General features: G+C 57.0%; 22 protein-coding genes and 1 pseudogene. 18 read left to right on the forward strand and 5 right to left on the reverse strand.

Annotated features, from left to right (window positions below):
- Positions 1–39 precede the first annotated feature (39 nt).
- From G5193_RS12400 to G5193_RS12410, 3 genes are all read right to left on the reverse strand, one after another.
- Entirely contained in the window at positions 40–288 is a 249-nt protein-coding gene (locus G5193_RS12400; protein WP_005340533.1) for a hypothetical protein, read from the reverse strand.
- Between the two features lie 309 nt (positions 289–597).
- On the reverse strand, positions 598–1,647 hold the full coding sequence (locus G5193_RS12405) for an oxidoreductase (protein ID WP_421206105.1): 1,050 nt from the start codon (positions 1,645–1,647) through the stop codon (positions 598–600).
- A gap of 135 nt (positions 1,648–1,782) precedes the next feature.
- A complete protein-coding gene (locus G5193_RS12410; RefSeq protein WP_185900075.1) occupies positions 1,783–2,946 on the reverse strand; it encodes a multidrug effflux MFS transporter in 1,164 nt (387 codons plus the stop codon).
- Between the two features lie 238 nt (positions 2,947–3,184).
- On the opposite strand from G5193_RS12410, the gene rdgB reads away from it, so the two are divergent.
- Positions 3,185–3,781 carry an RdgB/HAM1 family non-canonical purine NTP pyrophosphatase gene (gene rdgB, locus G5193_RS12415; protein WP_005340539.1) on the forward strand — a complete coding sequence of 199 codons (597 nt, stop codon included), beginning with the start codon at positions 3,185–3,187 and terminating at the stop codon, positions 3,779–3,781.
- Between the two features lie 90 nt (positions 3,782–3,871).
- Positions 3,872–5,017, forward strand: a complete 1,146-nt coding sequence (gene hemW / locus G5193_RS12420) for a radical SAM family heme chaperone HemW (RefSeq protein ID WP_421206106.1) — start codon at positions 3,872–3,874, stop codon at positions 5,015–5,017.
- Positions 5,018–5,234: 217 nt separating this feature from the next.
- Here hemW and G5193_RS12425 read toward each other — a convergent pair whose 3' ends face one another.
- Together G5193_RS12425 and zntR are read right to left on the reverse strand one after the other, a co-directional pair.
- The gene (locus G5193_RS12425; RefSeq protein WP_236348958.1) at positions 5,235–5,474 is read right to left on the reverse strand and encodes an alternative ribosome-rescue factor A; all 240 of its coding nucleotides are present in this window, start codon (positions 5,472–5,474) and stop codon (positions 5,235–5,237) included.
- Between the two features lie 214 nt (positions 5,475–5,688).
- Positions 5,689–6,144: a Zn(2+)-responsive transcriptional regulator gene (gene zntR, locus G5193_RS12430; protein WP_005341244.1), complete on the reverse strand. Its 456-nt coding sequence runs from the start codon at positions 6,142–6,144 to the stop codon at positions 5,689–5,691.
- A gap of 415 nt (positions 6,145–6,559) precedes the next feature.
- On the opposite strand from zntR, the gene purH reads away from it, so the two are divergent.
- The 16 genes and pseudogenes from purH to G5193_RS12510 form a co-directional block, all read left to right on the forward strand.
- Positions 6,560–8,152: a bifunctional phosphoribosylaminoimidazolecarboxamide formyltransferase/IMP cyclohydrolase gene (gene purH / locus G5193_RS12435; protein WP_042084461.1), complete on the forward strand. Its 1,593-nt coding sequence runs from the start codon at positions 6,560–6,562 to the stop codon at positions 8,150–8,152.
- Between the two features lie 114 nt (positions 8,153–8,266).
- Positions 8,267–9,553, forward strand: coding sequence for a phosphoribosylamine--glycine ligase (purD, locus tag G5193_RS12440; RefSeq protein WP_421206107.1), 1,287 nt, complete (start codon positions 8,267–8,269; stop codon positions 9,551–9,553).
- Positions 9,554–9,830: 277 nt separating this feature from the next.
- Positions 9,831–10,205, forward strand: coding sequence for a cytochrome b562 (locus tag G5193_RS12445; RefSeq protein ID WP_005349056.1), 375 nt, complete (start codon positions 9,831–9,833; stop codon positions 10,203–10,205).
- Entirely contained in the window at positions 10,186–10,743 is a 558-nt protein-coding gene (locus tag G5193_RS12450; protein WP_043825875.1) for a cytochrome b/b6 domain-containing protein, read from the forward strand. The genes G5193_RS12445 and G5193_RS12450 overlap by 20 nt, the downstream gene beginning before the upstream one ends.
- 809 nt (positions 10,744–11,552) lie before the next feature.
- Positions 11,553–13,001, forward strand: coding sequence for a tyrosine-type recombinase/integrase (locus G5193_RS12455; protein WP_075116278.1), 1,449 nt, complete (start codon positions 11,553–11,555; stop codon positions 12,999–13,001).
- Entirely contained in the window at positions 12,994–14,004 is a 1,011-nt protein-coding gene (locus tag G5193_RS12460) for a DUF6387 family protein (protein WP_274438054.1), read from the forward strand. The genes G5193_RS12455 and G5193_RS12460 overlap by 8 nt, the downstream gene beginning before the upstream one ends.
- Before the next feature lie 98 nt (positions 14,005–14,102).
- Positions 14,103–14,333, forward strand: a complete 231-nt coding sequence (locus G5193_RS12465; protein ID WP_075116276.1) for a helix-turn-helix domain-containing protein — start codon at positions 14,103–14,105, stop codon at positions 14,331–14,333.
- Between the two features lie 16 nt (positions 14,334–14,349).
- Positions 14,350–14,562: pseudogene (locus G5193_RS12470) on the forward strand (ogr/Delta-like zinc finger family protein); the annotation flags it as partial.
- A 104-nt stretch (positions 14,563–14,666) separates the two neighbouring features.
- Entirely contained in the window at positions 14,667–15,296 is a 630-nt protein-coding gene (locus tag G5193_RS12475; RefSeq protein WP_019444969.1) for a GPO family capsid scaffolding protein, read from the forward strand.
- Positions 15,297–15,308: 12 nt separating this feature from the next.
- Positions 15,309–16,274, forward strand: coding sequence for a P2 family phage major capsid protein (locus G5193_RS12480; protein WP_421206108.1), 966 nt, complete (start codon positions 15,309–15,311; stop codon positions 16,272–16,274).
- Positions 16,275–16,278: 4 nt separating this feature from the next.
- Positions 16,279–16,992: a hypothetical protein gene (locus G5193_RS12485; RefSeq protein ID WP_421206109.1), complete on the forward strand. Its 714-nt coding sequence runs from the start codon at positions 16,279–16,281 to the stop codon at positions 16,990–16,992.
- A 381-nt stretch (positions 16,993–17,373) separates the two neighbouring features.
- Positions 17,374–17,541, forward strand: a complete 168-nt coding sequence (locus G5193_RS12490; RefSeq protein ID WP_421206110.1) for a host cell division inhibitor Icd-like protein — start codon at positions 17,374–17,376, stop codon at positions 17,539–17,541.
- Positions 17,538–17,789, forward strand: a complete 252-nt coding sequence (locus G5193_RS12495; protein ID WP_058056781.1) for a hypothetical protein — start codon at positions 17,538–17,540, stop codon at positions 17,787–17,789. Before G5193_RS12490 ends, G5193_RS12495 begins: the two co-directional genes overlap by 4 nt.
- The gene (locus tag G5193_RS12500; protein ID WP_421206111.1) at positions 17,786–20,506 is read left to right on the forward strand and encodes a DUF927 domain-containing protein; all 2,721 of its coding nucleotides are present in this window, start codon (positions 17,786–17,788) and stop codon (positions 20,504–20,506) included. The genes G5193_RS12495 and G5193_RS12500 overlap by 4 nt, the downstream gene beginning before the upstream one ends.
- Positions 20,507–20,785: 279 nt before the next feature.
- On the forward strand, positions 20,786–21,268 hold the full coding sequence (locus G5193_RS12505; RefSeq protein WP_421206112.1) for an ImmA/IrrE family metallo-endopeptidase: 483 nt from the start codon (positions 20,786–20,788) through the stop codon (positions 21,266–21,268).
- A 56-nt stretch (positions 21,269–21,324) separates the two neighbouring features.
- Positions 21,325–21,818 (forward strand): hypothetical protein (locus G5193_RS12510; RefSeq protein WP_421206113.1); only part of this gene is annotated, 494 nt, incomplete at its 3' end.

Raw genomic sequence — 21,818 nt, forward strand, 5'->3', positions numbered from 1 at the left:
GAAGTTGCCTTCGGACCCGTCTTCGAATGAGGTGCAGGCTTAGTTGGCCTTGGCATCGCTCACTGCAGCTTCAACCTTGGTAGCGGCTTCGGTAGCAGCTTTTTCTACGGTTGCAGTCGCTTCGGAGGTGGCCTTCTCTACGGTAGAGGTGGCTTCGCTAGCGGCTTTTTCTACAGTGGCAGCAACTTCGGCGGCCGGAGCAGCAGCAGGAGCGGCAGCTTTTTCTTCTTTCTGACCGCAAGCAGTCAACATCAGACCCAGGATACCGGCTACCAGTACTTTGTTCATGTGCATTCCCTCAAATAAATATGGAGAGATGGTCTGTGCAACCATCACAGCGCCCACCGTTGCCCGGTATTGAAACAAGAAGCCGGGAGGCAGCAGGCGGGCGCAATATAGCCCCATTAGTTACCGATGAAAACGGATATCACAATGACATTTTTTCGTGCCGTGGATAAAAAGCTCCACTGCAACGACTGATATCAATACAAGATGCCGTTAAATGGTACTGATTGCACAATAAAACACCGCTTTGCTGCCGTCTTGTGGCGGTTTAACAAGGTCAAGGTTGGTCAAGTGCGGCCGATGACCCGTACCTTAGTCAGACAGCTTCTGACAGGGCAGCCGTTTTCCCTCAAGGTGGCTCTGACGGGCCAGATCCAGCAGCGCCATCACCGCCAGCGCTTCACTTGCTGGCACCGGGTTGCTCCCTTCGCCCTTGATGGCGGCGCAGACACCGCGATAGTAGGCGCCATAATCCCCCGCCTCACCCACCACGCTCTGTTGCTGCAACTGACCATCGACAATGCGGCTGAGCTGACCTAGTTCGCTATCCATGCCCCAATCCGCCGCCGGCGGCCGCTTGCCCAGCTTGAGCTGATCTTCCTGCACATCCATACCGAATTTCACGAACGAACCCTGGCTGCCGTGAATGACAAAGCGCGGCATGGTGGCTGAAACCAGACAGCTGCCATGCAAAATAACCCGCATAGCACCGTAACCCAGCACCACATGGAAGTAGTCGTCCGCCAGTGCGCCGGGGCGCTGCTCGGCCAGATCGGCCTGCAACCAGTCCGGCTGGCCGAACAGCTGCAGCGCCTGATCCAGTACATGGGGGCCTAGATCGAACCAGAGGCCGGAACCCGGGCCACCCGCTTCGCGCCAGCGCTGGCGCACTTCTGGGCGATAGCGATCGAAGTGGGATTCGAACTGGGCGATCTGCCCCAGCGTCCCCTCGGCAATCAAACGGCGCACGGTGAGAAAATCCCCGTCCCAGCGCCGGTTGTGGAAGATGCTGAGCAGTCGCTGCTGCTTTTCGGCCAGTTCGACCAGCGCTTGCGCTTCGGCCAGATCCAGTGCAAAGGGTTTGTCGATCACCACATGTTTGCCTGCCAGCAGCGCTTGGCGGGCGAGGGGAGCGTGGGTGTCGTTGGGGGTGGCGATCACCACCAGATCGACGGTCTCATCGCTTAGCACCTCCTCCAGTGAGCCGACCCGGCAGTCGGGCAGATCGGCCTGCACCTTGGCGGCATCGCGGCTTACCACCCAACTCAGGGATAAGCCCGGGGTGGTGGAGAGGAAGGGGGCGTGGAAGGTCTTGCCTGCAAAGCCATAGCCCACCAGGGCTGCGTTGAGAGTGTGGCTCATCGGGAGTTCTCCGCTGACATCGAGTGAGTGGGGTTGCCATCGCAGGCTCTCTGCCGGATGGCCATTCGTTGTAAAGGCGATACAAACGAGAAGGGGGCCGATGGCCCCCTGAGTGTGCCCATCAGAGCACAGGATTTATTGCAAACACAAGCGGCGGCCGCGCCGGGTCATCAGCATCACCAGAGGCGGCAGCAGCAGCCACATATGCAGCGCCAACTGGCTGAGCGGGTCGTGCATCAGGGCGCCGGTCAGGCCAACCAACGCGCCGGAGCCGCTCATCTGGAACAGGCCGAGCAGGGCGGCGGCGGTACCGGCGCAGTGGCCGAACGGTGCCAGCGCCATCCCGGCGGCAGAGCCCAGAATCATGGCAAAGCCGATGCTGGAGAGGAATACCGGCCCCATCATCGCCAGCGGATGTTCGATGTGCATGGCCAAAGTCAGGGTGATGGCCGAGAGCATCAACACCAGCAGCCCGATGCGAAGGGTGCGTCTTGGCCCCACCTTGGCGATAAAGCGCGGCGCCATGAAGCAGGCCAGAATGTTGAGCGCGGCGTTGGCGGTAAACCAGTAGCTAAAGCCGCTCATATCGAGCCCCAGTTTCACCATCAGCTGCACCGGTGCGGCGGTGACATAAGCGAGGATCACCGCCATCGCCAGCATGCACAGCGCCGCGTTGAACAGGAAGCTGGGGGAGCGTAGTACCGGGCTGTAGCGCGACCAGCTGATGAGGGCCCCTTCACTGCGGGTCTCCTCCGGGCGGGTCTCCGGCATCCGCCACAGCAGCCAGCTGCCGACGATGAGCGCATAACCGGCCATAAACCAGAAGTTGGCAGACCAGCCTGCCTTGGCGGTGAGCCAGCCACCGAGCAGGGGGGCCAGCGCCGGAATAAAGCAGATGGCGCCATTGAGGTAGGAGATCATCTGGCCGCTCTTTTTCGGGCCGTAGCTGTCACGAACCACCGAGAAGGCGGCGACCGAGGTGGCGCAGGCGCCAAAGCCCTGCAGCACCCGCGCCAGCATCAATTCGCCGAGGCTGGCGGCAAAACCGGCCCCCAGCGCGCTCAGGCCATAGAGCAGCACGCCGCCCAGCGCGATGGGCTTGCGACCGTAGCGATCGGCCAGCGGGCCAACAAGCAGTTGCCCCAGTCCCATGCTGAACAGGAACCAGGTGATGGTGCCCTGCATCAGGGTTACTTCGGCGCCCAGCTGCTCGGCCATCTGCGGAATGGCGGGCAGGTAGATGTCGATAGCCAGCGGACTGAACAGCACCAGTAGTACGAGTAAAAGTATCAATGGCATCTGTCACCTCTTTAGTCAGCCAGGTTAATGAATTGGGGCGCGAGTCTACTGACTCACAGTAATGAATAGAAATGGTATTTAATCACTTTGGTTATTCCATTATGGAAACATGTATTAAAAAGCTGGTTATTCGATGGCGGCAAATCCCCCGCAACCCCATCACAGCGGGTGTAATTGACGCTTTTACTAAACGCTTGCGCCGCATAGAATGCGCAGATTATTTTTGCGGAGGTGCTCGATGAACAAGCTTGTCCTGGCAACAGGTAACCAGAAAAAGGTGAAGGAATTGGCCGCCATGCTGGCCGATATGAAGATCCAGGTGATCCCACAGAGCGAGTTTGCGGTCTCCGATGCCGATGAGACCGGCACCACCTTCGTCGAGAATGCCATCATCAAGGCCCGCCACGCTGCCCGCATTACCGGTCTGCCCGCTGTGGCCGATGACTCCGGTCTGGAAGTCGACCTGCTGCAAGGGCGCCCCGGCGTCTACTCCGCCCGCTTTGCCGGTGTGGGTGCCGGTGACAAGGCCAACATCGAGAAGCTGCTCGGCGAGCTGCAAGGTGCCCCCGAGTACCTGAAGAGCGCCCGCTTCTGGTGTGTGCTGGTCTATATGCGCCACGCTGACGATCCCACCCCCATCATCTGTCAGGCGAGCTGGGAAGGGATGATCATCGATGAGCCGCGCGGTCAGCACGGTTTCGGCTATGACCCCGTCTTCTTCGTGCCGGATCACGACTGCACCGCCGCCCAGATGCCTGCCGAGCTGAAAAACCAGCTGAGCCATCGCGGTCAGGCGCTGGCCAAGCTCAAAGCGGCGCTGGCTGCGGCGCATTGAGTCACTTCGCCACCTTGTCGGTTACACACGGTCAATCACACATAGTCATCTACAATGGGGGCCTTGAGCCCCCGTTTTATTGGAAGCCCCATGCTGCAACTGCCGCCGCTCTCTCTCTATATTCATGTGCCCTGGTGCGTCCAGAAGTGCCCTTACTGTGACTTCAACTCCCATGCCCAGAAGGGGGAGTTGCCTCACCTCGAATATGTCGCCGCTCTGCTGGAGGATCTGGATCAGGATCTAAAGTGGGCGCAGGGACGGCCGCTCTCCTCGATCTTTATCGGCGGCGGCACCCCCAGTCTGTTGACGGTAGAGGCGATGCAAGCTTTGCTGGACGGGGTACGGGCCCGCATTCCGCTCACCACAGATTGCGAGATCACCATGGAGGCCAACCCGGGCACGGTGGAGGCGGACAAGTTCGCCGGTTTCCAGCGCGCTGGCATCAACCGTATCTCCATCGGGGTGCAGAGCTTCCAGCAGGAGAAGCTGACCCGCCTCGGCCGCATTCACGGCCCGGAAGAGGCGCGCAAGGCCGCCGCACTGGCCCATGCCATCAAGTTGTCTACCTTCAATCTGGATCTGATGCACGGTCTGCCGGATCAGAGTCTGGACGATGCCCTTTACGACCTGCAGCAGGCTATCGACTGCGCCCCGCCGCACCTCTCCTGGTATCAGCTCACCATAGAGCCGAACACGGCCTTTGCCTCCAAGCCGCCCAAACTGCCGGAAGATGACACCCTGTGGGACATCTATGAGCAGGGCCACGCCATGCTTACCGCCAGCGGTTATCGCCAGTACGAGATCTCGGCTTACGCCAAAGAGGGCTACCAGTGCCATCACAACCTCAACTACTGGCGCTTCGGCGACTATCTGGGGATCGGCTGTGGCGCCCACGGCAAGGTGACCGATCTCGCTAATCAACGGATCCTGCGCACCGCCAAGGTGAAGCATCCGAAAGGGTATCTGGACAAGAGCCGCTCCTATCTGGACGAGCTGTGGCAGGTGACGGCAGACGATCTGCCGCTCGAATACTTCATGAACCGCTTCCGCCTGTTTGAACCGGCCCCCAAGGCGGAGTTCGAGGCCTATACCGGCTTGCCGCTGGAAAGGGTAGAGACGGTGCTCGCCATCGCACAGAGCAAGGAGCTTATCGAGGATCTGGGGGATAGCTGGCAGCTCACCTCCCTCGGCCATCGCTATCTCAATGTGCTGCTCGAACTCTTTATGGATGAGTGAACACGGACTCACGATCTTGCTGCGAAGCCGTGATCAAGGTTCATGCACTGCTCGGAATCCTCACGTATCTCTATACGCTCCGGTTCCTGCGCGGCTCTTCACCTTGCTGACAGCTTCTCGCGACAGGTCGTGAGCCAGTTTTGGCGAGAACCGTGTTTCGAGATAACAATCAGGGCGCCAATGGCGCCCTGATTGTTTATGGTCGGTAGAAACCCACTCAGCAGCAGACGCGGATCATCTGCTGTTGGCCGGGCTCCCACCGCTTGCCAAATTTGGCCTTGCGCTGGTAACTCCCCTTGCCCTTCTTGTTGCGCTCGACCCGGCTGCGAAACAGGGGATCGGAGAGCAGGGCGTGCAGATGGTTATCCTTTATTTCGCCGCGCTGATGGGCATAGCAGCCCCCTTGCGCATCTTCCTCACGGGGGAGGGCGGGTTGGTCGACCCGAATTTTGGCCATGATGGCTCCTCTTCTTTTCTCTTGGTGTGTTGATGCTTGTGTCTGGATGGCGGTTTTCGCTGCGGGCGCCTGTTCAGGCTAGCGCCCGGCAACCGGATGCACTGGCTCCGATTAAAAACGCGGCGATTTTGTCACCAAATCGCCGCCGGAGCAATGCGTCGGCGGCGCCGAGTCAGTCACACTGAGCTAGGCACGCTCAGTCAGGCATACCATGTCAGCCGTGAACCGGGTCATGCTGGTCGTGGCTGTGATGCTCGTGATGGGCCGGGGCACCAGATTCCAGCGTCTCGAGGATGGCGCAGTGCTCGGCCGAGCGCGGCCCGCCGCAGCAGATATTGGAGAGCTCGCGCAGATTGTCGCGAAAGCGGGTCAGTTCGATGATCTTCTGCTCCACCTGGGCCAGCTTGGTGTCGGCCACTGCTTTCACCTCCTGACAGGTGACTTTGGCCTTGTTGGTATCGAGGTCGAGCAGCTCGCCGATATCGGCCAGCGAGAATCCCACCGACTTGGCGCGAATGATGAACTCCAGTCGCCGCTTGTCCTGTTCACTGTAGAGGCGGTAGCCGGATTCGTTGCGGATCCCCGGTGAGATAAGCCCGTTTTTCTCGTAAAAACGCAGGGTATCTGCCTTGACCCCGCACGCCTTGGCCAGTTCACCGATCCGATACATGCTCTCTCTCCCCTTGAATGTATGCCGCCACAAAAACCGGAATCCACTATCACCCCTTTGCCCATGGATTGCCAGCCAAGGGCATAAAAGGGGCAGATAAACATCTCCTGGCGACCCTTTTTCCCATAAAACACTGAAAGTGCAAACGTTTCGATAAAATCAAGTGGAAAACGTTTAACGCCGCGCCAAATAAGGCTTTGCTGTTTCAAAAAATCCACCACAGGTCACATTTTTTGTGTAGAATACGCGCCCATAACAGAGCGCCGCACCAAGCGGGCATTTCCTAAAACGCTTTTGCCGGATGTCGGGGCGAGAGTGGTTTGCGAAATCCCCCACTTCCATTTATTTGGGGACTCTCTGTGTTGAGCCTCGCCTCCCATGGAACGGTCCCCGTTATGTTGAGGACGATAGTGTGATGGAACAAGCTCGACCCATTCGCCGTGCACTGCTGAGTGTGTCTGACAAAACTGGCATTCTGGAATTTGCCAAGGCACTCAACGAGCGTGGTGTTGCCCTGCTCTCCACAGGCGGTACCGCCAAGCTGCTTGGCGAGGCGGGTCTGCCGGTGACCGAGGTCTCCGACTACACGGGTTTCCCTGAAATGATGGATGGCCGGGTCAAGACCCTGCATCCCAAGGTTCATGGCGGCATCCTCGGTCGTCGGGATCAGGATGACGCCATCATGGCTCAGCACGCTATCTCCCCCATCGACATGGTTGTCGTCAACCTTTACCCCTTCGCTGCCACCGTGGCCAAAGCGGGCTGCACCCTGGCAGATGCAGTCGAGAACATCGACATCGGCGGCCCGACCATGGTACGTTCTGCCGCCAAAAACCATAAAGATGTCGCTATCGTCGTCAAAGCTGCCGACTATGATCGGGTTATTCGCGAAATGGATGCCAACGGCAACAGCCTGAAACTGGCGACCCGTTTCGATCTTGCCATCGCAGCCTTCGAGCACACCGCTGCCTACGACGGCATGATCGCCAACTACTTCGGTACCATGGTTCCTTCCTACGGTGACAACAAGGAGGGTGACGAGGAGTCCCGTTTCCCGCGCACCTTCAACAGCCAGTTCATCAAGAAGCAGGACATGCGTTACGGCGAAAACAGCCATCAGGCAGCCGCCTTCTACGCCGAAGAGCATGCCGCTCCGGGTTCTGTCTCCAGCGCTATCCAGCTGCAGGGCAAGGCGCTCTCCTACAACAACATCGCCGATACCGATGCGGCGCTGGAGTGTGTCAAGGAGTTCGACGAGCCGGCCTGCGTCATCGTCAAGCATGCCAACCCCTGCGGTGTGGCCATCGGTAACGACCTGCTGAGTGCCTACGATCGTGCCTACCAGACCGACCCCACCTCCGCCTTTGGCGGCATCATCGCCTTCAACCGCGAGCTGGATGGCGCCACTGCCGCTGCCATCGTTGCCCGCCAGTTTGTCGAAGTGATCATCGCCCCGACCGTCAGCCAGGAGGCCCGCGATGCGGTCGCCGCCAAGCAGAACGTGCGTCTGCTCGAATGTGGTCAGTGGACTGCTCCGGCGCAAGGCTTTGACCTCAAACGCGTCAACGGCGGCCTGCTGGTACAGGAGCGGGATCTCGGCATGGTGACGCTGGGTGACCTGACCGTGGTCAGCAAGCGCCAGCCGACCGAGGCCGAGCTGCAGGATCTGCTGTTCTGTTGGAAAGTGGCAAAGTTCGTCAAATCCAATGCCATCGTCTACGCCAAAGATGGCCAGACCATCGGCGTCGGTGCCGGCCAGATGAGCCGTGTTTATTCGGCCAAAATCGCCGGTATCAAGGCGGCGGATGAAGGGCTGACCGTGGCGGGCTCCGTGATGGCCTCCGATGCCTTCTTCCCGTTCCGCGACGGTATCGATGCTGCCGCTCAGGCCGGTATCTCCTGCGTGATCCAGCCGGGTGGCTCGATGCGCGATCAGGAGGTGATCGACGCCGCCGACGAACACGGTATGTGCATGGTGTTCACCAACATGCGCCATTTCCGTCATTGATGGGTCAGGGGCTACCGATGGCGGCCCTTTTGTTGTCTCTTTTCAACTGACTATTGCCACTGACTGACGGTCCGAGTGGCCGTCCAGTGACCACAAATAGAAGCGAGCGATACGATGAAAGTACTGATCATTGGCAACGGTGGCCGCGAACACGCTCTGGCTTGGAAGGCCAAACACTCCCCACTGGTACGTCACGTTTTTGTGGCGCCGGGCAATGCGGGCACCCAGCTTGAGCCGGGTGTCGAGAACGTCGCCATCGAGGCGACCGATATCGAAGGGCTGCTGGCCTTTGCCAAAGAGAAGCAGGTCGGCCTCACCATCGTCGGGCCGGAAGCGCCGCTGGTGAAAGGGGTGGTGGATGCCTTCCGCGCCGCCGGTCAGCCGATCTTCGGCCCGACCGCTGCCGCTGCCCAGCTGGAAGGCTCCAAGGCCTTCACCAAGGATTTCCTGGCCCGTCACGCCATCCCGACTGCCGAGTACCAGAACTTCACCGAAGTGGAGCCTGCACTCGCCTACTTGCGCGAGAAGGGCGCCCCCATCGTCATCAAGGCCGATGGTCTGGCGGCAGGCAAGGGGGTGATTGTCGCCATGACCTTGCAGGAGGCGGAAGACGCGGTGCGCGACATGCTCTCCGGCAATGCCTTTGGCGAAGCGGGTTCCCGGGTGGTGATTGAGGAGTTTCTGGAGGGTGAAGAGGCAAGCTTCATCGTCATGGTCGATGGCGATCACGTGCTGCCGATGGCCACCAGTCAGGATCACAAGCGGGTTGGCGACGGTGATACCGGCCTCAACACCGGCGGTATGGGGGCTTACTCCCCGGCGCCTGTGGTGACCGCCGAGGTACATCGACGCGTGATGGAGCAGGTGATCATGCCGACTGTGCGCGGCATGGCGGCCGAGGGCAACGTCTACACCGGTTTCCTCTACGCCGGTCTGATGATCGACGGCGCAGGCAATCCCAAGGTGATCGAGTTCAACTGCCGTTTCGGCGATCCCGAGACCCAGCCCATCATGCTGCGGATGCAGTCCGATCTGGTGGAGCTCTGTCTGGCCGCTTGTGCAGGCAAGCTGGATCAGAAAGAGGCCATTTATGATCCCCGCGCCGCTATCGGCGTGGTGTTGGCGGCGGGAGGCTATCCTGGCGATTACAGTACCAACCACCCCATCAGCGGCTTGCCGGTGGATGAAGTGGCGGGTGAGAAGGTGTTCCATGCCGGTACCCGTCTGGAGGGCGATACCAGCCTGACCGCTGGCGGCCGCGTGTTGTGTGCAACCGCCCTCGGCCACACTGTGGCAGAAGCCCAGCAGCGTGCCTATCAGCTCGCTGGCCGCATCAAGTGGGATGGCGCCTTCTACCGCAAGGATATCGGCTGGCGCGCCATTGCTCGCGAACAGGAGTAACTGACGCCAGCAAATGGCCAGCTGATTCAGACCCCGCTACGGCGGGGTTTTTTGTCCCTGTTTACCGCTTTCAACCATCCCCATGGTGCGTGTCACCTGCGTTCAATCAGTTACCAAGCGCAAACAAGCGCGGCATATCTGTCACTATTTGCCACAAAAAACAGCATTTTTCACAAACGTTTCACCATGAGTCATGGCATCATGCTGGTGATGAATTCTTGTTTGGATTCATAAGTACCCCTAACAATTCGAGCATGTCGTTATATAAGGAAATCCCATGTTGAAAACCGTCCGCCCCCTGCTGCTGCCCCTGATGTTTGGCCTGATGACCCTGCCTGCCGTGGCGGGTGATCTGGAACAGCCGATGAAGAAGATTGGCTTCAACTACAAGCAGGCCGTCAAGGCTGATGATGCAGCCACCATGGAGAAGCACATCAACGAGATGAAGGCCCAGCTTGATGTGGCCAAGCAGAAGAACATGCCGGCCGCCAAGAAAGAGAAATTCCTTGAAGGGATGAACGAGGTACAGACCGAGCTGGACGCCAGCCTGGCCGCACTCAAGGCGGGTGATGAGGCCAAGGCGCGCGAACATCTGGCCAAGGTCAACGACCTGAAGAAGGAGTACCACAAATATGCCAAGCAAAAAGGGTGAGCCCTTTCGCTGGGATCCGCTGGTTCGCCTGACCCACTGGGGCTTGGCGGCGGTCTGCATCGGCAACCTCTGGGTTAACGAAGCGGGCGAGGAGTGGCACGAGTGGCTGGGTTACGGCGCCATTGGGCTGGTCTCCTTGCGTCTGCTTTGGGGGCTTACTTTTGCCCGTGGCTACGCCCGCCTTGGTGCCCTCATCCCCAGCGGTGAGGATTTTCGCCAGCAAGCGCGCGAGATGCGTGAGCGGCAGCCTCCGGCTCCGGGTCATCACGGTAGCGGCAAGCTGGCCGTGTGGGCGCTCTGGCTGGTTGTGCTGGCCACTGCTGGCAGCGGCTGGTTTCAAAATACCGAGACGGGATTTGAACTGGGGGCTGACGAGTGGCATGAGTGGTGCGTGGTGGCGCTGCAGGGACTGATTGGTCTGCATCTGCTGGCCATCGTCTTCACCTCCTGGCGCCAGCGCAGCAATCTGGTTACCCGGATGCTGCCTGCCATCGGGCGTCGCTCATCCATCCAGAGCGGCAGCAACGAGCAAACCTGAGGCTCAGCATTAGGCTCCTTGTCTCTGAGTGAGGCGCCTGATCCGGACCCTGCCCAGACCCGCCCATGGCGGGGCTTTTCTATGACCTCATCGAGCTTATCACGGGACATTGCTCGATCCGCAGATGCAAAAAGGCCGCTCATTATGAGCGGCCTTTTTCAATTTGGTGGCCCTAGTACCACTGAATTGAGTACCACAACGCTTGTGGTACTAATGATGGTACTAAATTAACTGGTTTCTGACGACGCCATCGGACTATTACGGACAACAAAAAACCCGCAAAGCCTTACGCTATGCGGGTTTCTGTATTTTCTCGTTCCTGCTCGGAACTTAATTTGGTGGCCCCTGGGGGACTTGAACCCACGACCAATCGATTATGAGCGTGGGAAAAACGCATTTTACTGTATTTACGTACAGTGTATGATGTTATATAAATCAATACCTTAGAGCGCACCGCTCATTTTGTGACCTTCTCTGGTCTTCCCCTATATTCTCCCTCTGTCATATCCTATAGGTATCCTTTTTCGACCAATCGATTTCTAGGATACCTGGATCGATTGGTCGGCCAAGAGCAGGCTAGCCAGGGAAAGGAGCAGCAAACGCCACTCCCCCCTTGGGCCAAAAAAGGTCGCATAGGGTTTAAATATTGAGGTTACAGAGGTTACAGAGGTTACAAGGTTACATCTCTCTACAGGCCACGTTTTTACAGGGTTTGTTTGTAACCTCACCTTAAATAGTCAGAGGTTACAGAGGTTACAAGAACCGTCTTGCCTGCCCTTCCTCTGGCTAGCCTGGTTGGTGGGAGGAAGATGAAAGCGTTCAAATTCACCAAGGCCACGATCGATGCACTGCCCCGCGCACCAGAGGGGAAGCAGGTCGAGTACTGTGATGCCATGGTGCAGGGGCTGAGGCTTCGGGTTGGGGCCACTGGAACCAAGTCGTTTAGCGTGGCCAAGAGGAAAGAGGGGCGCTTTATCAGGGCTACCTTGGGGCGCTATCCGGCATTGACCATCGACATGGCCCGCGCCAAGGCGCTGGAGATCCTGGGGGAGGTGGCCATTACTGGCCAGAACCCTAACGTGATCCGCCGCGAACAGGACAAGCTGAAAGTCACCCTGGGCGAGGCGATAGATGCCTACCTTGCCAGCCGAGGCGACCGGATCCGACCCGAGACGGCCAAGCACTACCGCGCCGATCTCAATAACTACTCCGGCGACTGGATGACGATCCCCCTGGTCAAACTCACGCGGGAAAAGATCGAGGTTCGCCACAAGGCCATTACCGAAGGGTTGCCCAGTGCCTGGCACGGCGCATCGCCAGAGTTTCGCAAGGCGGGCACCGGCAAGGGCAGCAAGGCGCAGGCCGACCGTTGGGCGCGCACATTGCGGGCCGTGTGGCGCTTTGCCCGTGATCACTATCGGGATGCCAATGATCGGGTCATGCTGCCCGAGCCACCGACCGAAGTCCTGAGCAGCAAGCGGCTTTGGCACAACACCCCCAGACGCAACGACCGGATCCGCACCCATGAACTGAGGCGCTGGCTGGATGCCGTGGAGCAGGTCAGACAGCACGCTATCGACTGGCGGGACGATACGACCGCCACCGTCTGCGATGCCATCGACATGGCACTTTTTACGGGGTTACGCCGCGCTGAAGTATTCCAGCTCACCTGGGATCGGGTCAGCATGAGCGGCGGCTACTTCTGGATTGACCAGACCAAGAATGGTGATCCGCTGGAGCTACCGATCACCGATACCCTGCTCACCATTTTCCGCCGCCGTTGGCACTGGAACCTGAAACAGAGCCGGTTTGTGTTCCCTGGTCGTAATCCGGATCGCCCCATCCATGAGCCGCGCCGTGTCATAGCCAAGATCTGTGCGGCTACTGTACCTAACCCCAACCCTGATGGCCTGCCGCCGCTCGAGTTCAAATGCCACGATGCCCGCCGTACCTTCGGCACCGTGGCCGAACTGGCCGAGGTCGGTCAGTACACCATCAAGCGCCTGATGAATCACCGCACACTGCGCAGTGCAGATGTCACCCAGGGTTACATCCACTTCACCGCAGACGAGCTGCGCAAACCGGCAACCAGGATTGAACGGGATATTTTGGAATACGCAGGCCGCTTGGACAGTAAAAATAATGCCAATAGTAATTTATTAACCATTTTCGCCACACTGCCAGAAACAGAACAACGCCGGTTATTACTAAGTCTGCATGGCGTGGCCGACAACGAGAGAGGAAAAGACCTTGTTTAAAGCTAGCTATATGGAGAGTGAAGAGTTTAAGCATTCCATAAAAAATGGAGATATGCAGGTTAAACTATTTTCTTTTTTCAAGAGTGATAAATTTAAAAACGTAGTAAAGTTGACCTCAAAAGAATTGATTGAACAATTACATTTGAGAGCGAATATTTATGACCTTCTAATAAAAAATGATCCCGCAGCAGGATATTATATAGAGCCTTGGGTGAGGATGTGCAAATCTGACTCTCTGATGATTATCAGACCAGACGATATAGAAATTGATGTGTATGAGTTTATGAAGGGGAAAATGGAGCCTCACGAGGTTTCAGAGTTAATAAAGCAGACTGGCATATCAGAGTTCACCACACTACGGGAACTCCGTACCAAAACAAAGCAGTTCCAGGCATTTATTAATGATATTGTCTTGGATGAGCCTAGGGTGCTGTCACATCTGAATAGCGTGACCCCTCTTTCAGTTGGCAAGGTCTACGAGATGGCCAACATAGCTAAGGAGCTGGAGTTAAGCCCTGTCGATTCATTCAGCGCACATTATAAAACCAAGGCATGCGTGGATGTTTTTGCATCTGAACCTAATTATTCTCCTGGTGATAATATTGTTGTGTCGCTCAACTTGAGTCACTACACGAACAGGGAGATCCTGGAGGATATGGGCAGATTGCTTGATAAGTGGCGCCAGGAAAGCGCTATCGATTATTGCCAAGATGGAGTCAAAGCTAGCAATAATGCGTTGCGGAAGGCTCTAACCAATAAGTACCTCATGTTATTGGATACCATGATTGCTAATCAGCTCTATCCTGGTCTCATTAATGATGAGGTAACGTTGGATTTAGTATATCCGAATTTGAATATTGAGCCTGAATCGCTAAGAAAAACACATAGGAAAAACGCCCTGGCATTTGCTGATCACCAGTGTCTCAAAACGTGGGAAAGAACGCTTACTCATGCAGGTGTATGGAATATGCCGGTAGAGCAGGCAATAACAGAACCGTTCTAAATTCTCAAGTAAAAAAAACAGATCTTCGTTTCTCCCTACTAATATCATGGCCCCCCAGAGAAAATTAGCACCATCAAAGCAATACTGGGGGTGCCAAGATGAAATCAGTAATAAACCAGAACACTCCGCAACGCCTTACTCGCCGTGAGGCTGCCGCCTACCTTGGGCTGTCCGAGAAGACCCTTGGGGTCTGGGCCAGTAATGGCCGGTATGAGATCCCTTACTACAAGCTCGGCAACCGTACCCTCTACGAACGCGCCGATCTCGATGCGTTCCTCGCCTCCCGCAAGATGCTGCATTCCAGCAAACCCGCGAACTCCGTCCAATAACCAGGAGGTATGCACTATGCGCGTAATGTGCACCGAGTGCGGCCAATTAGGCCGTATCACCAAAACCAATCGCATGACGGTAGGGATCGCCAATCTCTATTGCCAATGCACTGATGCCAGTTGCGGTCACTCTTGGGTGTCCACACTGGCCTATAGCCACACCCTGAGCCCTTCAGCCAAGCGAGCCAGCGCCATGGCCATCGCACTGGCGCGAGGGCTGTCGCCGGAGGCGCACGCCCCGCTGTGTCAAAGCATGAACGAACGCCAAAAACAGCTGGATGAGCAGGCCGCTAAAGAGCAAAAAAAGCCCGTTTCAAATGATCGGTGGGTGCTATGAGTAGTCAAGTCAAAACCGGCTGGGTGTGCATCGCCACGGCGGGGCCAACACTGGATGGCCGCACTATTACCCCCGAGTGCCTGCGCGAGCTGGCCCAGACCTACAACCCGAGTTTCTATGTGGCCAACCTCTGGCCAGAGGGGGCACGCATTCGCCCACTTGGCTATGTGGATGCGGTGAAGGTGCAAGAGGAAGACGGCCAGCTCAAGCTGATGGCGGTACTTTGTCCGACCCTTGAGCTGATTGACCTCAACGCCAACGGCAGCCACGGCTTTTGCACCATTGAGGCGGCTGAAAACTTTGCAGGAACTGGCCAGTGGTATCTGGCGGGGGTCTCTGTCACCGACCAGCCGACCATCACGGGGCTGACCCAACTGCAATTCAGTGCCAAGCGGCCCGAGGCGCGCCCGCTCTTGGTGCCAGCCTCTTTGCCTGTGCCAGTCCCCACCAAACCGGTGAACCGGACACCAGACCCTGATCGCATGTTTAAGCAGCTGGAAACCTTGGTGTCGGATATCGACAGCATCAACAAAAAGCTCGCCAGCATGATGCCCTGCCCACCAGACCCGCCCACTGCTGGCCGCCGTGATAACCCCGACTCTGACAACACCTACCCCCTCTACTAAGGAGCCTTTCTGATGACCTTATCTGACCTGCTGCGCGATGTGCGCATGAGCTTTGCCCCCGTGCCGCAACCCAGTTTCGGCAACCTCGACAATGCCACCAGTTTGGCTCTGACGGCGGCCATTTTGCAGGCCGTCCCGTTCCTGTGGATGGTCTCTATCTTGGGGGTGGATGACCCGCACGCCCCGCGCTTTGACCCGCTCAAGCCAACCCTGCGCAGTGGCCGCAAGGCGCAAGCGCGTTTCATGGTTCCGGCCAAGCCGAGCAAGCGCGCCCACCAATACGAAGAGATGGACAGCAGCGTTATCTGGACATGGCAACAGCTGGCCCAAATGCTGGAAGGGCTCGACCAAGCCCAGGTTAACGCCCTGCTCGAAGAGCTGGCCTTGGCCGCCTTTGGTGATGACTTGATACGGGTCGGCTTCCATGGCCAATCTGCTGCCGTCAATACCGACCCTGTTGCCAACCCCAACGGGGAGGATGTGATGGTGGGCTGGCCCGCCTTGGCCAAGGCAGCTGACCCCGAGGGGCTGCGGGTGCTGCGCGATGCGGTCACCTTCTCCACAAGCGGCAAGGGCGATTTCGCCGACCTCGACAGCATGGTCTATGCCCTGATTGAGAAGCTGCCCGAGGCGTACCGCCAAGACCCGCGTCTGGTGGTAATGGTCGGCGGCGAACTGCTGCGCGCCCACCAGAAAGCCCACCTCAAGGCCGGACAGGTACGAGATAAAACCCAGCGCATGAAGATTGCGGACTTGGGCTTTGTCTCGCACCAGCATATGCCAGGCACCTATCTGGCCATCACGCTGGCCGAGAACCTGCAGGTGCTCACCGTCAACCACACCCACCGCCTCACGGCGGGCGACATTGACGACTTGGCCTGCTGGGGCATTCGCTACAACCGCGCCCAGACCTACGCCTTGGGCGAGCCAACCGCCTACGCAGCTTTTGATGCCATCACCCTTGTCACTGAGGAGTAACACGATGCAAGAGAATCTTACTGTGCAGGCCGTGCCGACTGCCCCCGCTGCCACTCGTGCCAGTCGCCTGGATGAACATGTGGCCCTGTTTCAAAGCGAACACAGCAAGCTGATGGAACTCGACCAAGAGATATTGACCTTGCGCGATCAGCGCAAAAACCTGATGGCGCAAATCCCGTCTGCCCAGGCGCGCCGCGAGGATCTGCGTCAAGGACGGATAAGCCAGATGATGGGGGGAGAGGTCTCGCTGGAGGAGGCGCGGGAGTACCGCGAATTGGCCGAGTTGATAGAGGATGCCCAAGCGGCAGCCACCATGTCGGAGCGCCAAGAGAAACGCTTGGCATTGCCGCTCTATGATGCCCAGCGCGAAACCGACCTCGCCAAGCGGAGGGTCGCCGGATGGTATGACAACCACCTCGACAACAAGTTGGCGCCCGCCATCTTGAATCCGCTCAAACAACAGTTGGCAGAGCTGGCTGCGTTGACCCGTGCCAAAGGGTGCATCATGGGGCTCGAGGAGGCCCGCCGCTGGGCGCTTGCCGAGTTGGGGAGTGCTCTCAACGAGGCATTGAACGGCGAACAGGTGGCGCTGGAGGGGGATAACCCAGCAGCACGCAAGGCTCTCATTACCTCAACCCGTCCGGAGTGCGCTGATCTGCTGGCGTTGTGTGACAGTCCAGGCAAACGGCAGCAACTGAAAAGGGAGTTGGGGAAGTAACCGCCCAGAAAAACAAAAGGGAGCCTGCCAGGGCTCCCTATTTGCTTACCCCACCCCCAAATCCAGAGGAGCAAGCCCATGCACCATAGCAAAGCCCCTGATCCCCAGCAAGAGTTGCATCCACAGATCAATTCGGATAGCCTTCCTCGTGTCGCCTTAAGCAAGCGACAAGGCTGGCGGATTAAGCACCCGCAAGCAGCGACTCACGTAGGAAAATTTGCGTCCCTTTCCCCCATTTCTGGCATCTTGCCGGAGATCTATCCTGTTTTGGGGGCATGGGTCGGGAGCCAAAGAAAACGCCCCCACTGTGCCTGCCTACGTGAGCACTGCTTTGCGGCTACCCGATCCGCCCTGCGTCAACTTCACGTAGGGATAACCCAAATGATCTTCACCTTCCTGATCGCCACCCATGGCAAGGTCTCTGACCTTCACCGTATACGCACCATTTCTGCCGTCGCTGATACCGAAGCCCAAGCGCGCGCCAATCTACCTGGCTTGCCGCTCGTGTTTGTTGCCCGTATTCCCTGTGAGAAAAGGGGGCAAGCATGAACATCCATCAGAACCCCTCAAAAGAGCTTACCCGCGTCACTGCTGAACTGGATACGTCAGTGTGTGCCCTTCATACCCTTTCCCATTTGTTGTCCGCCAGCGTGGATTGGGAGCGTAAAAACCGCATAGACCATGAAGAGTTTACCTATGGCATTTCCGGCCTGCTCAAGGCACTGGCGAAAGACATAGACACCAACTCTTGCCGGATCAGTGAGCTGAATGATCGGCTGCCTGGAGGTGAGTCATGACCTCTATCCGAATTGTCTCTGATGTCTCCCTGGCAGCCCGTGGGCAATGGCCCTTTATCCTGGCTGAACTTGGCCTATCAGTTCCCAAGCGTGGCCAGCATGGCCCATGCCCTGCCTGCGGTGGCAAAGACCGGTTTCGCCTGGACGACAAGGAGGGGCGGGGCACCTGGATTTGTTCCCAGTGCGGCGCCGGTGATGGCTTAACCCTGCTGGCCAAGGCCACCCACAAGAGCACCAAGGAGGCCGCCCAAGAGGTGGCCACCTTGCTCGGGTTATCCCCAGACGGTCTCGATGCAAACGAGGTAGCCGCCCGCCGACAGAACGCCGAGCAGGTAGCAGCCAAAGCCAGACAGGATGAAGAGAAAGCCAAGCGCAAAGCTTGCACCAGGGCCGCCTCAATCATGGGGGATTGCGTTAAGGGCCGTAGCCCCTATCTCTCCCTCAAGCACCTGCCCGACTGGCTGGCAGATACCAATCAGACCCTGATCCGAGAAGCGCGGCACAACTTCCCCCAGGGCTCCCTGGTTATCCCGCTTACTGATGAACATGATCAGCTGGTCAACGTCCAGCTCATCGACCCCCAGGGCGAAAAGCGCTATTTGGCCGGCGGCCAGAAAGCAGGGGCATTTCACCGGTTAACCGGCGGGCTACGGGTGGCAATCTGTGAAGGTTACGCAACGGGTGTCTCTGTCCATTTGGCGACAGGGGCAACTGTCTATTGCGCCATGGATGCAAGCAATCTGCTAGCCGTGGCGGAGATAGCCAAGCGCCGAGAAGGGGCAGAGCCAATCCTGATTGCCGGTGACAACGACGCCCATATTGATGGCAACCCTGGCCAAGCCAAAGCCCAAGAAGCAGCAACAGCGATAGGGGGGCTGATCTGCCTTCCTGGTGAAGCTGGTGACTGGAACGATTACCACCAGGCCCATGGGCTGCTCGATACCAAGAAGGCGATCATGACCTCTTTCGCAGATACCAAGACCCCAACAGAACAAGCACCAGAGACACCAGAACTTCCCGACAACTACAGCATGGGGAAAGATCGCCTCTTTGCCATGGAGTGGCGCGGTAAGGGAGAGGAGGCCGAACGGGTGCCGGTGCCTATCAGTTCCCCGCTACATGTCAGGGCAATCACCCACACCGAGCAGGGCCAAGGCTTTGGTCGGTTGCTGGAGTGGCGGGATACCAACGGCAAGACCCGCCGTTGGGCAATGCCCATGCGCATGCTGGTTCACAAAGGCGGGGAGGAGGTATTCGGCCAGCTGGCGGAAAGCGGGCTCAGTTACATCAACATGAGCAAAAAGAACCTGCTGCGCGATTACCTGATGAGCTGCCAGCCACAAGCCAGGATCACCTGTGTCGAGCGCACTGGTTGGCACAAGCGGGCCTATGTGCTGCCAAATGGCAACTTGGGGCCGGATGCCAACGAGGTGATCCTGCAAACCACCGGTTATGTGAATAACGACTTCACCACGTCCGGCACCTTGGCCGAGTGGCAAAACCAGGTTGCTGCTCTGGCGGTTGGTAATAGTCGGTTAGCCTTTGCCATGTCATGCGCCTTTGCTGCTCCCCTGTTATCGCTGATTGGGGTTGAGGGGGGCGGTTTCCACCTGAAAGGCGAGAGTACCGATGGCAAGACCACTGTGATGATGGCTGCTGCAAGCGTGTACGGCCCAGAGGCGTTCGCCCATACCTGGCGAGCTACCGGTAACGCGATAGAAGGGATCGCCAGTCGCCGCAATGATGCCCTGCTGTGTCTGGATGAAATCAAGGAGGTGGATGGACGGGAGGCCGGTCTGGTCGCCTATATGCTGGCGAATGGCCAGGGCAAGGGCCGAAGCCGCCAGGATGGGGAGCTGCGCGAGCGCAAGCAGTGGCGCTTGCTGTTCCTCTCCACTGGTGAGCTTTCCCTAGAAGACCACGCCGAGCAGGCTGGCCAGCGCACTTTTGCCGGTATGGAGATCCGTACGCTCCAGATCCCGAGCGATACCGGCAAACACGGCGCATTTGAGGAGCTGCATGGTATGGCTGATGGCCGCCAGTTTGCCGATACCCTGCGCGAGCGCCTACAAGGGCAACACGGCACAGCTTTTCGTGCCTATGTCGAGGCATTGGCCAATGACTTTAACGGGCACAGCGCATGGATGAAGGGGGAGATCCGCCGATTGGTCATGACCATGACCCCAGAGGGAGCCGGTAATCAGGTAGGGCGTGCGATCAACCGCTTTGCCCTGGTAGCCGCTGCTGGTGAGCTGGCCACCCGCTTGGGTATCACTGGATGGCAAGCAGGAGAGGCCACTAAAGCCGCGCGAGCTTGCCTTGATGCGTGGCTGGCCGACCGTGGCCACCTGGGCAACCAAGAAGATGCTGCAACCCTGCGCCAGATCCGCCAGTTCTTCACCGCCTATCAGTACAGCCGGTTTGCTGACTGGGATGATAGCAATCACCGTCCATCCCAGATGGTCGGCTATCGAAAGAACCCGAAAGCGGGGGCTGATGAAGGGATTGTCTTCTTAGTTTTGCCTGAAGGTTGGAAAGAGATTAATCGTGGCCGCGATTTCAAAAAGGCCGCCAAACTGGCCTTGGTGGCAGGCTGGATAATCAAGGCCGCACCTAACAAAACTCAAGCGCTTGTGCGTCTTCCTGGAATGGAGAACAAACCGACCAGAGTTTATGTGTTAGGGCATCAGGTCTTGGCTGACGGAACTGATGAATGATCTTGTAAAAATGTGACAAGGGCTGCATGTTGCGGCCCTTTTTTGTGCTTGCTAGTTGATGAACTAGCGAGAACATGAAGTATTGTGGAACAACCACATAGGCTGTCATTGTTTAGAGCTTAATATTGTCGTTGGATCTGCGTTATGTCACTGTTCGGTTCCACTAGTACTTCATTAAGTGGAAAACCTAATGTAAGATAACTTATGTAAAAACGTACATGTTGACCCAAGCGTGCTTTAATGGTATATGCGGCGTCAAACGAACAAGAGGAGGTCGGTATGAGTACTCAGGCAGCTCAAAAAATCCTTGATGCTTATTGGGATCGCCGTCTCCCTGTTAATGTCGAAGTTATAGCGGCCAAAATGGGAATGAAAGTCGTTACCACTGGGCCTTTTGATATGAATCCAAATAATCGCAACCTTAGCGGTTATGCTGAGATTCATAATGGTGAGTGCGTTGTGGCGTTTAATCCGACAGAGGTTCCGTATAGAAGTCGCTTCACAATAGCTCATGAGGTCGGCCATCATGTCCTTGGACATACTCAGGGAGGGACTTGTTGCAGAGATTCCTTTTCTCCTATTCCTGATGTAAAGGAAAGGGATGCGAATCAATTCGCTGCCGAGTTGTTGATGCCTCAAGAGGCCATAGATTATTATGTTACTCAACTGGGAGTGAGTGACATATCTCAGTTATCAAGTATTTTTAATGTGTCTAGAGATGCTATGTACTACAGGCTAAAGAATCTCGGCATAGTTTCTTAAGTCTAAAATAAGAGGGCTGTATTTTCAGCCCTTTTTTTATAAAGGTGTTTAACGAAGTGGATTCAAAATATAATTACAATCCTGGTGGTGCCCTGGGGAATGCATTTGATATTGACTTAAATGACGAGGCGCTAGAAAAAGTAAATAATGAATTGCGAAAAAAGTTTAATGAACATGCGAAAGCTCGTGAGGAATTTGACTCTGTCAAACTAACCCGATATTTGAAGACTGCTGTTTTTATATGTGCACTAGTACTAGCGGTTGTTTTTTTAGTGGCAGGGTTAATCTATTCATATCAGTTAGGTTCTGGAATTATTGATAATCAAAAGAAATTTATTGACTCAACTCTTAACGGTGAGCTTCATTCTAAAATTCTCTTTGAGTCGATCGAAGCGAGAAGTTCAAAAAGTATTGATATTCAGTCATTAGATACAGGGACAGTGGATAAGGCTGATAAGGCTGATAAGGCTGAGAAGGCTGAGAAGGCTGAGAAGGCTGAGAAGGCTGAGAAGGCTGAGAAGGCTGAGAAGGCTGAGAAGGCTGAGAAGGC

This window comes from Aeromonas sp. 601027, assembly GCF_049174455.1.
In the GTDB taxonomy this organism is placed as follows: domain Bacteria; phylum Pseudomonadota; class Gammaproteobacteria; order Enterobacterales; family Aeromonadaceae; genus Aeromonas; species Aeromonas veronii_A.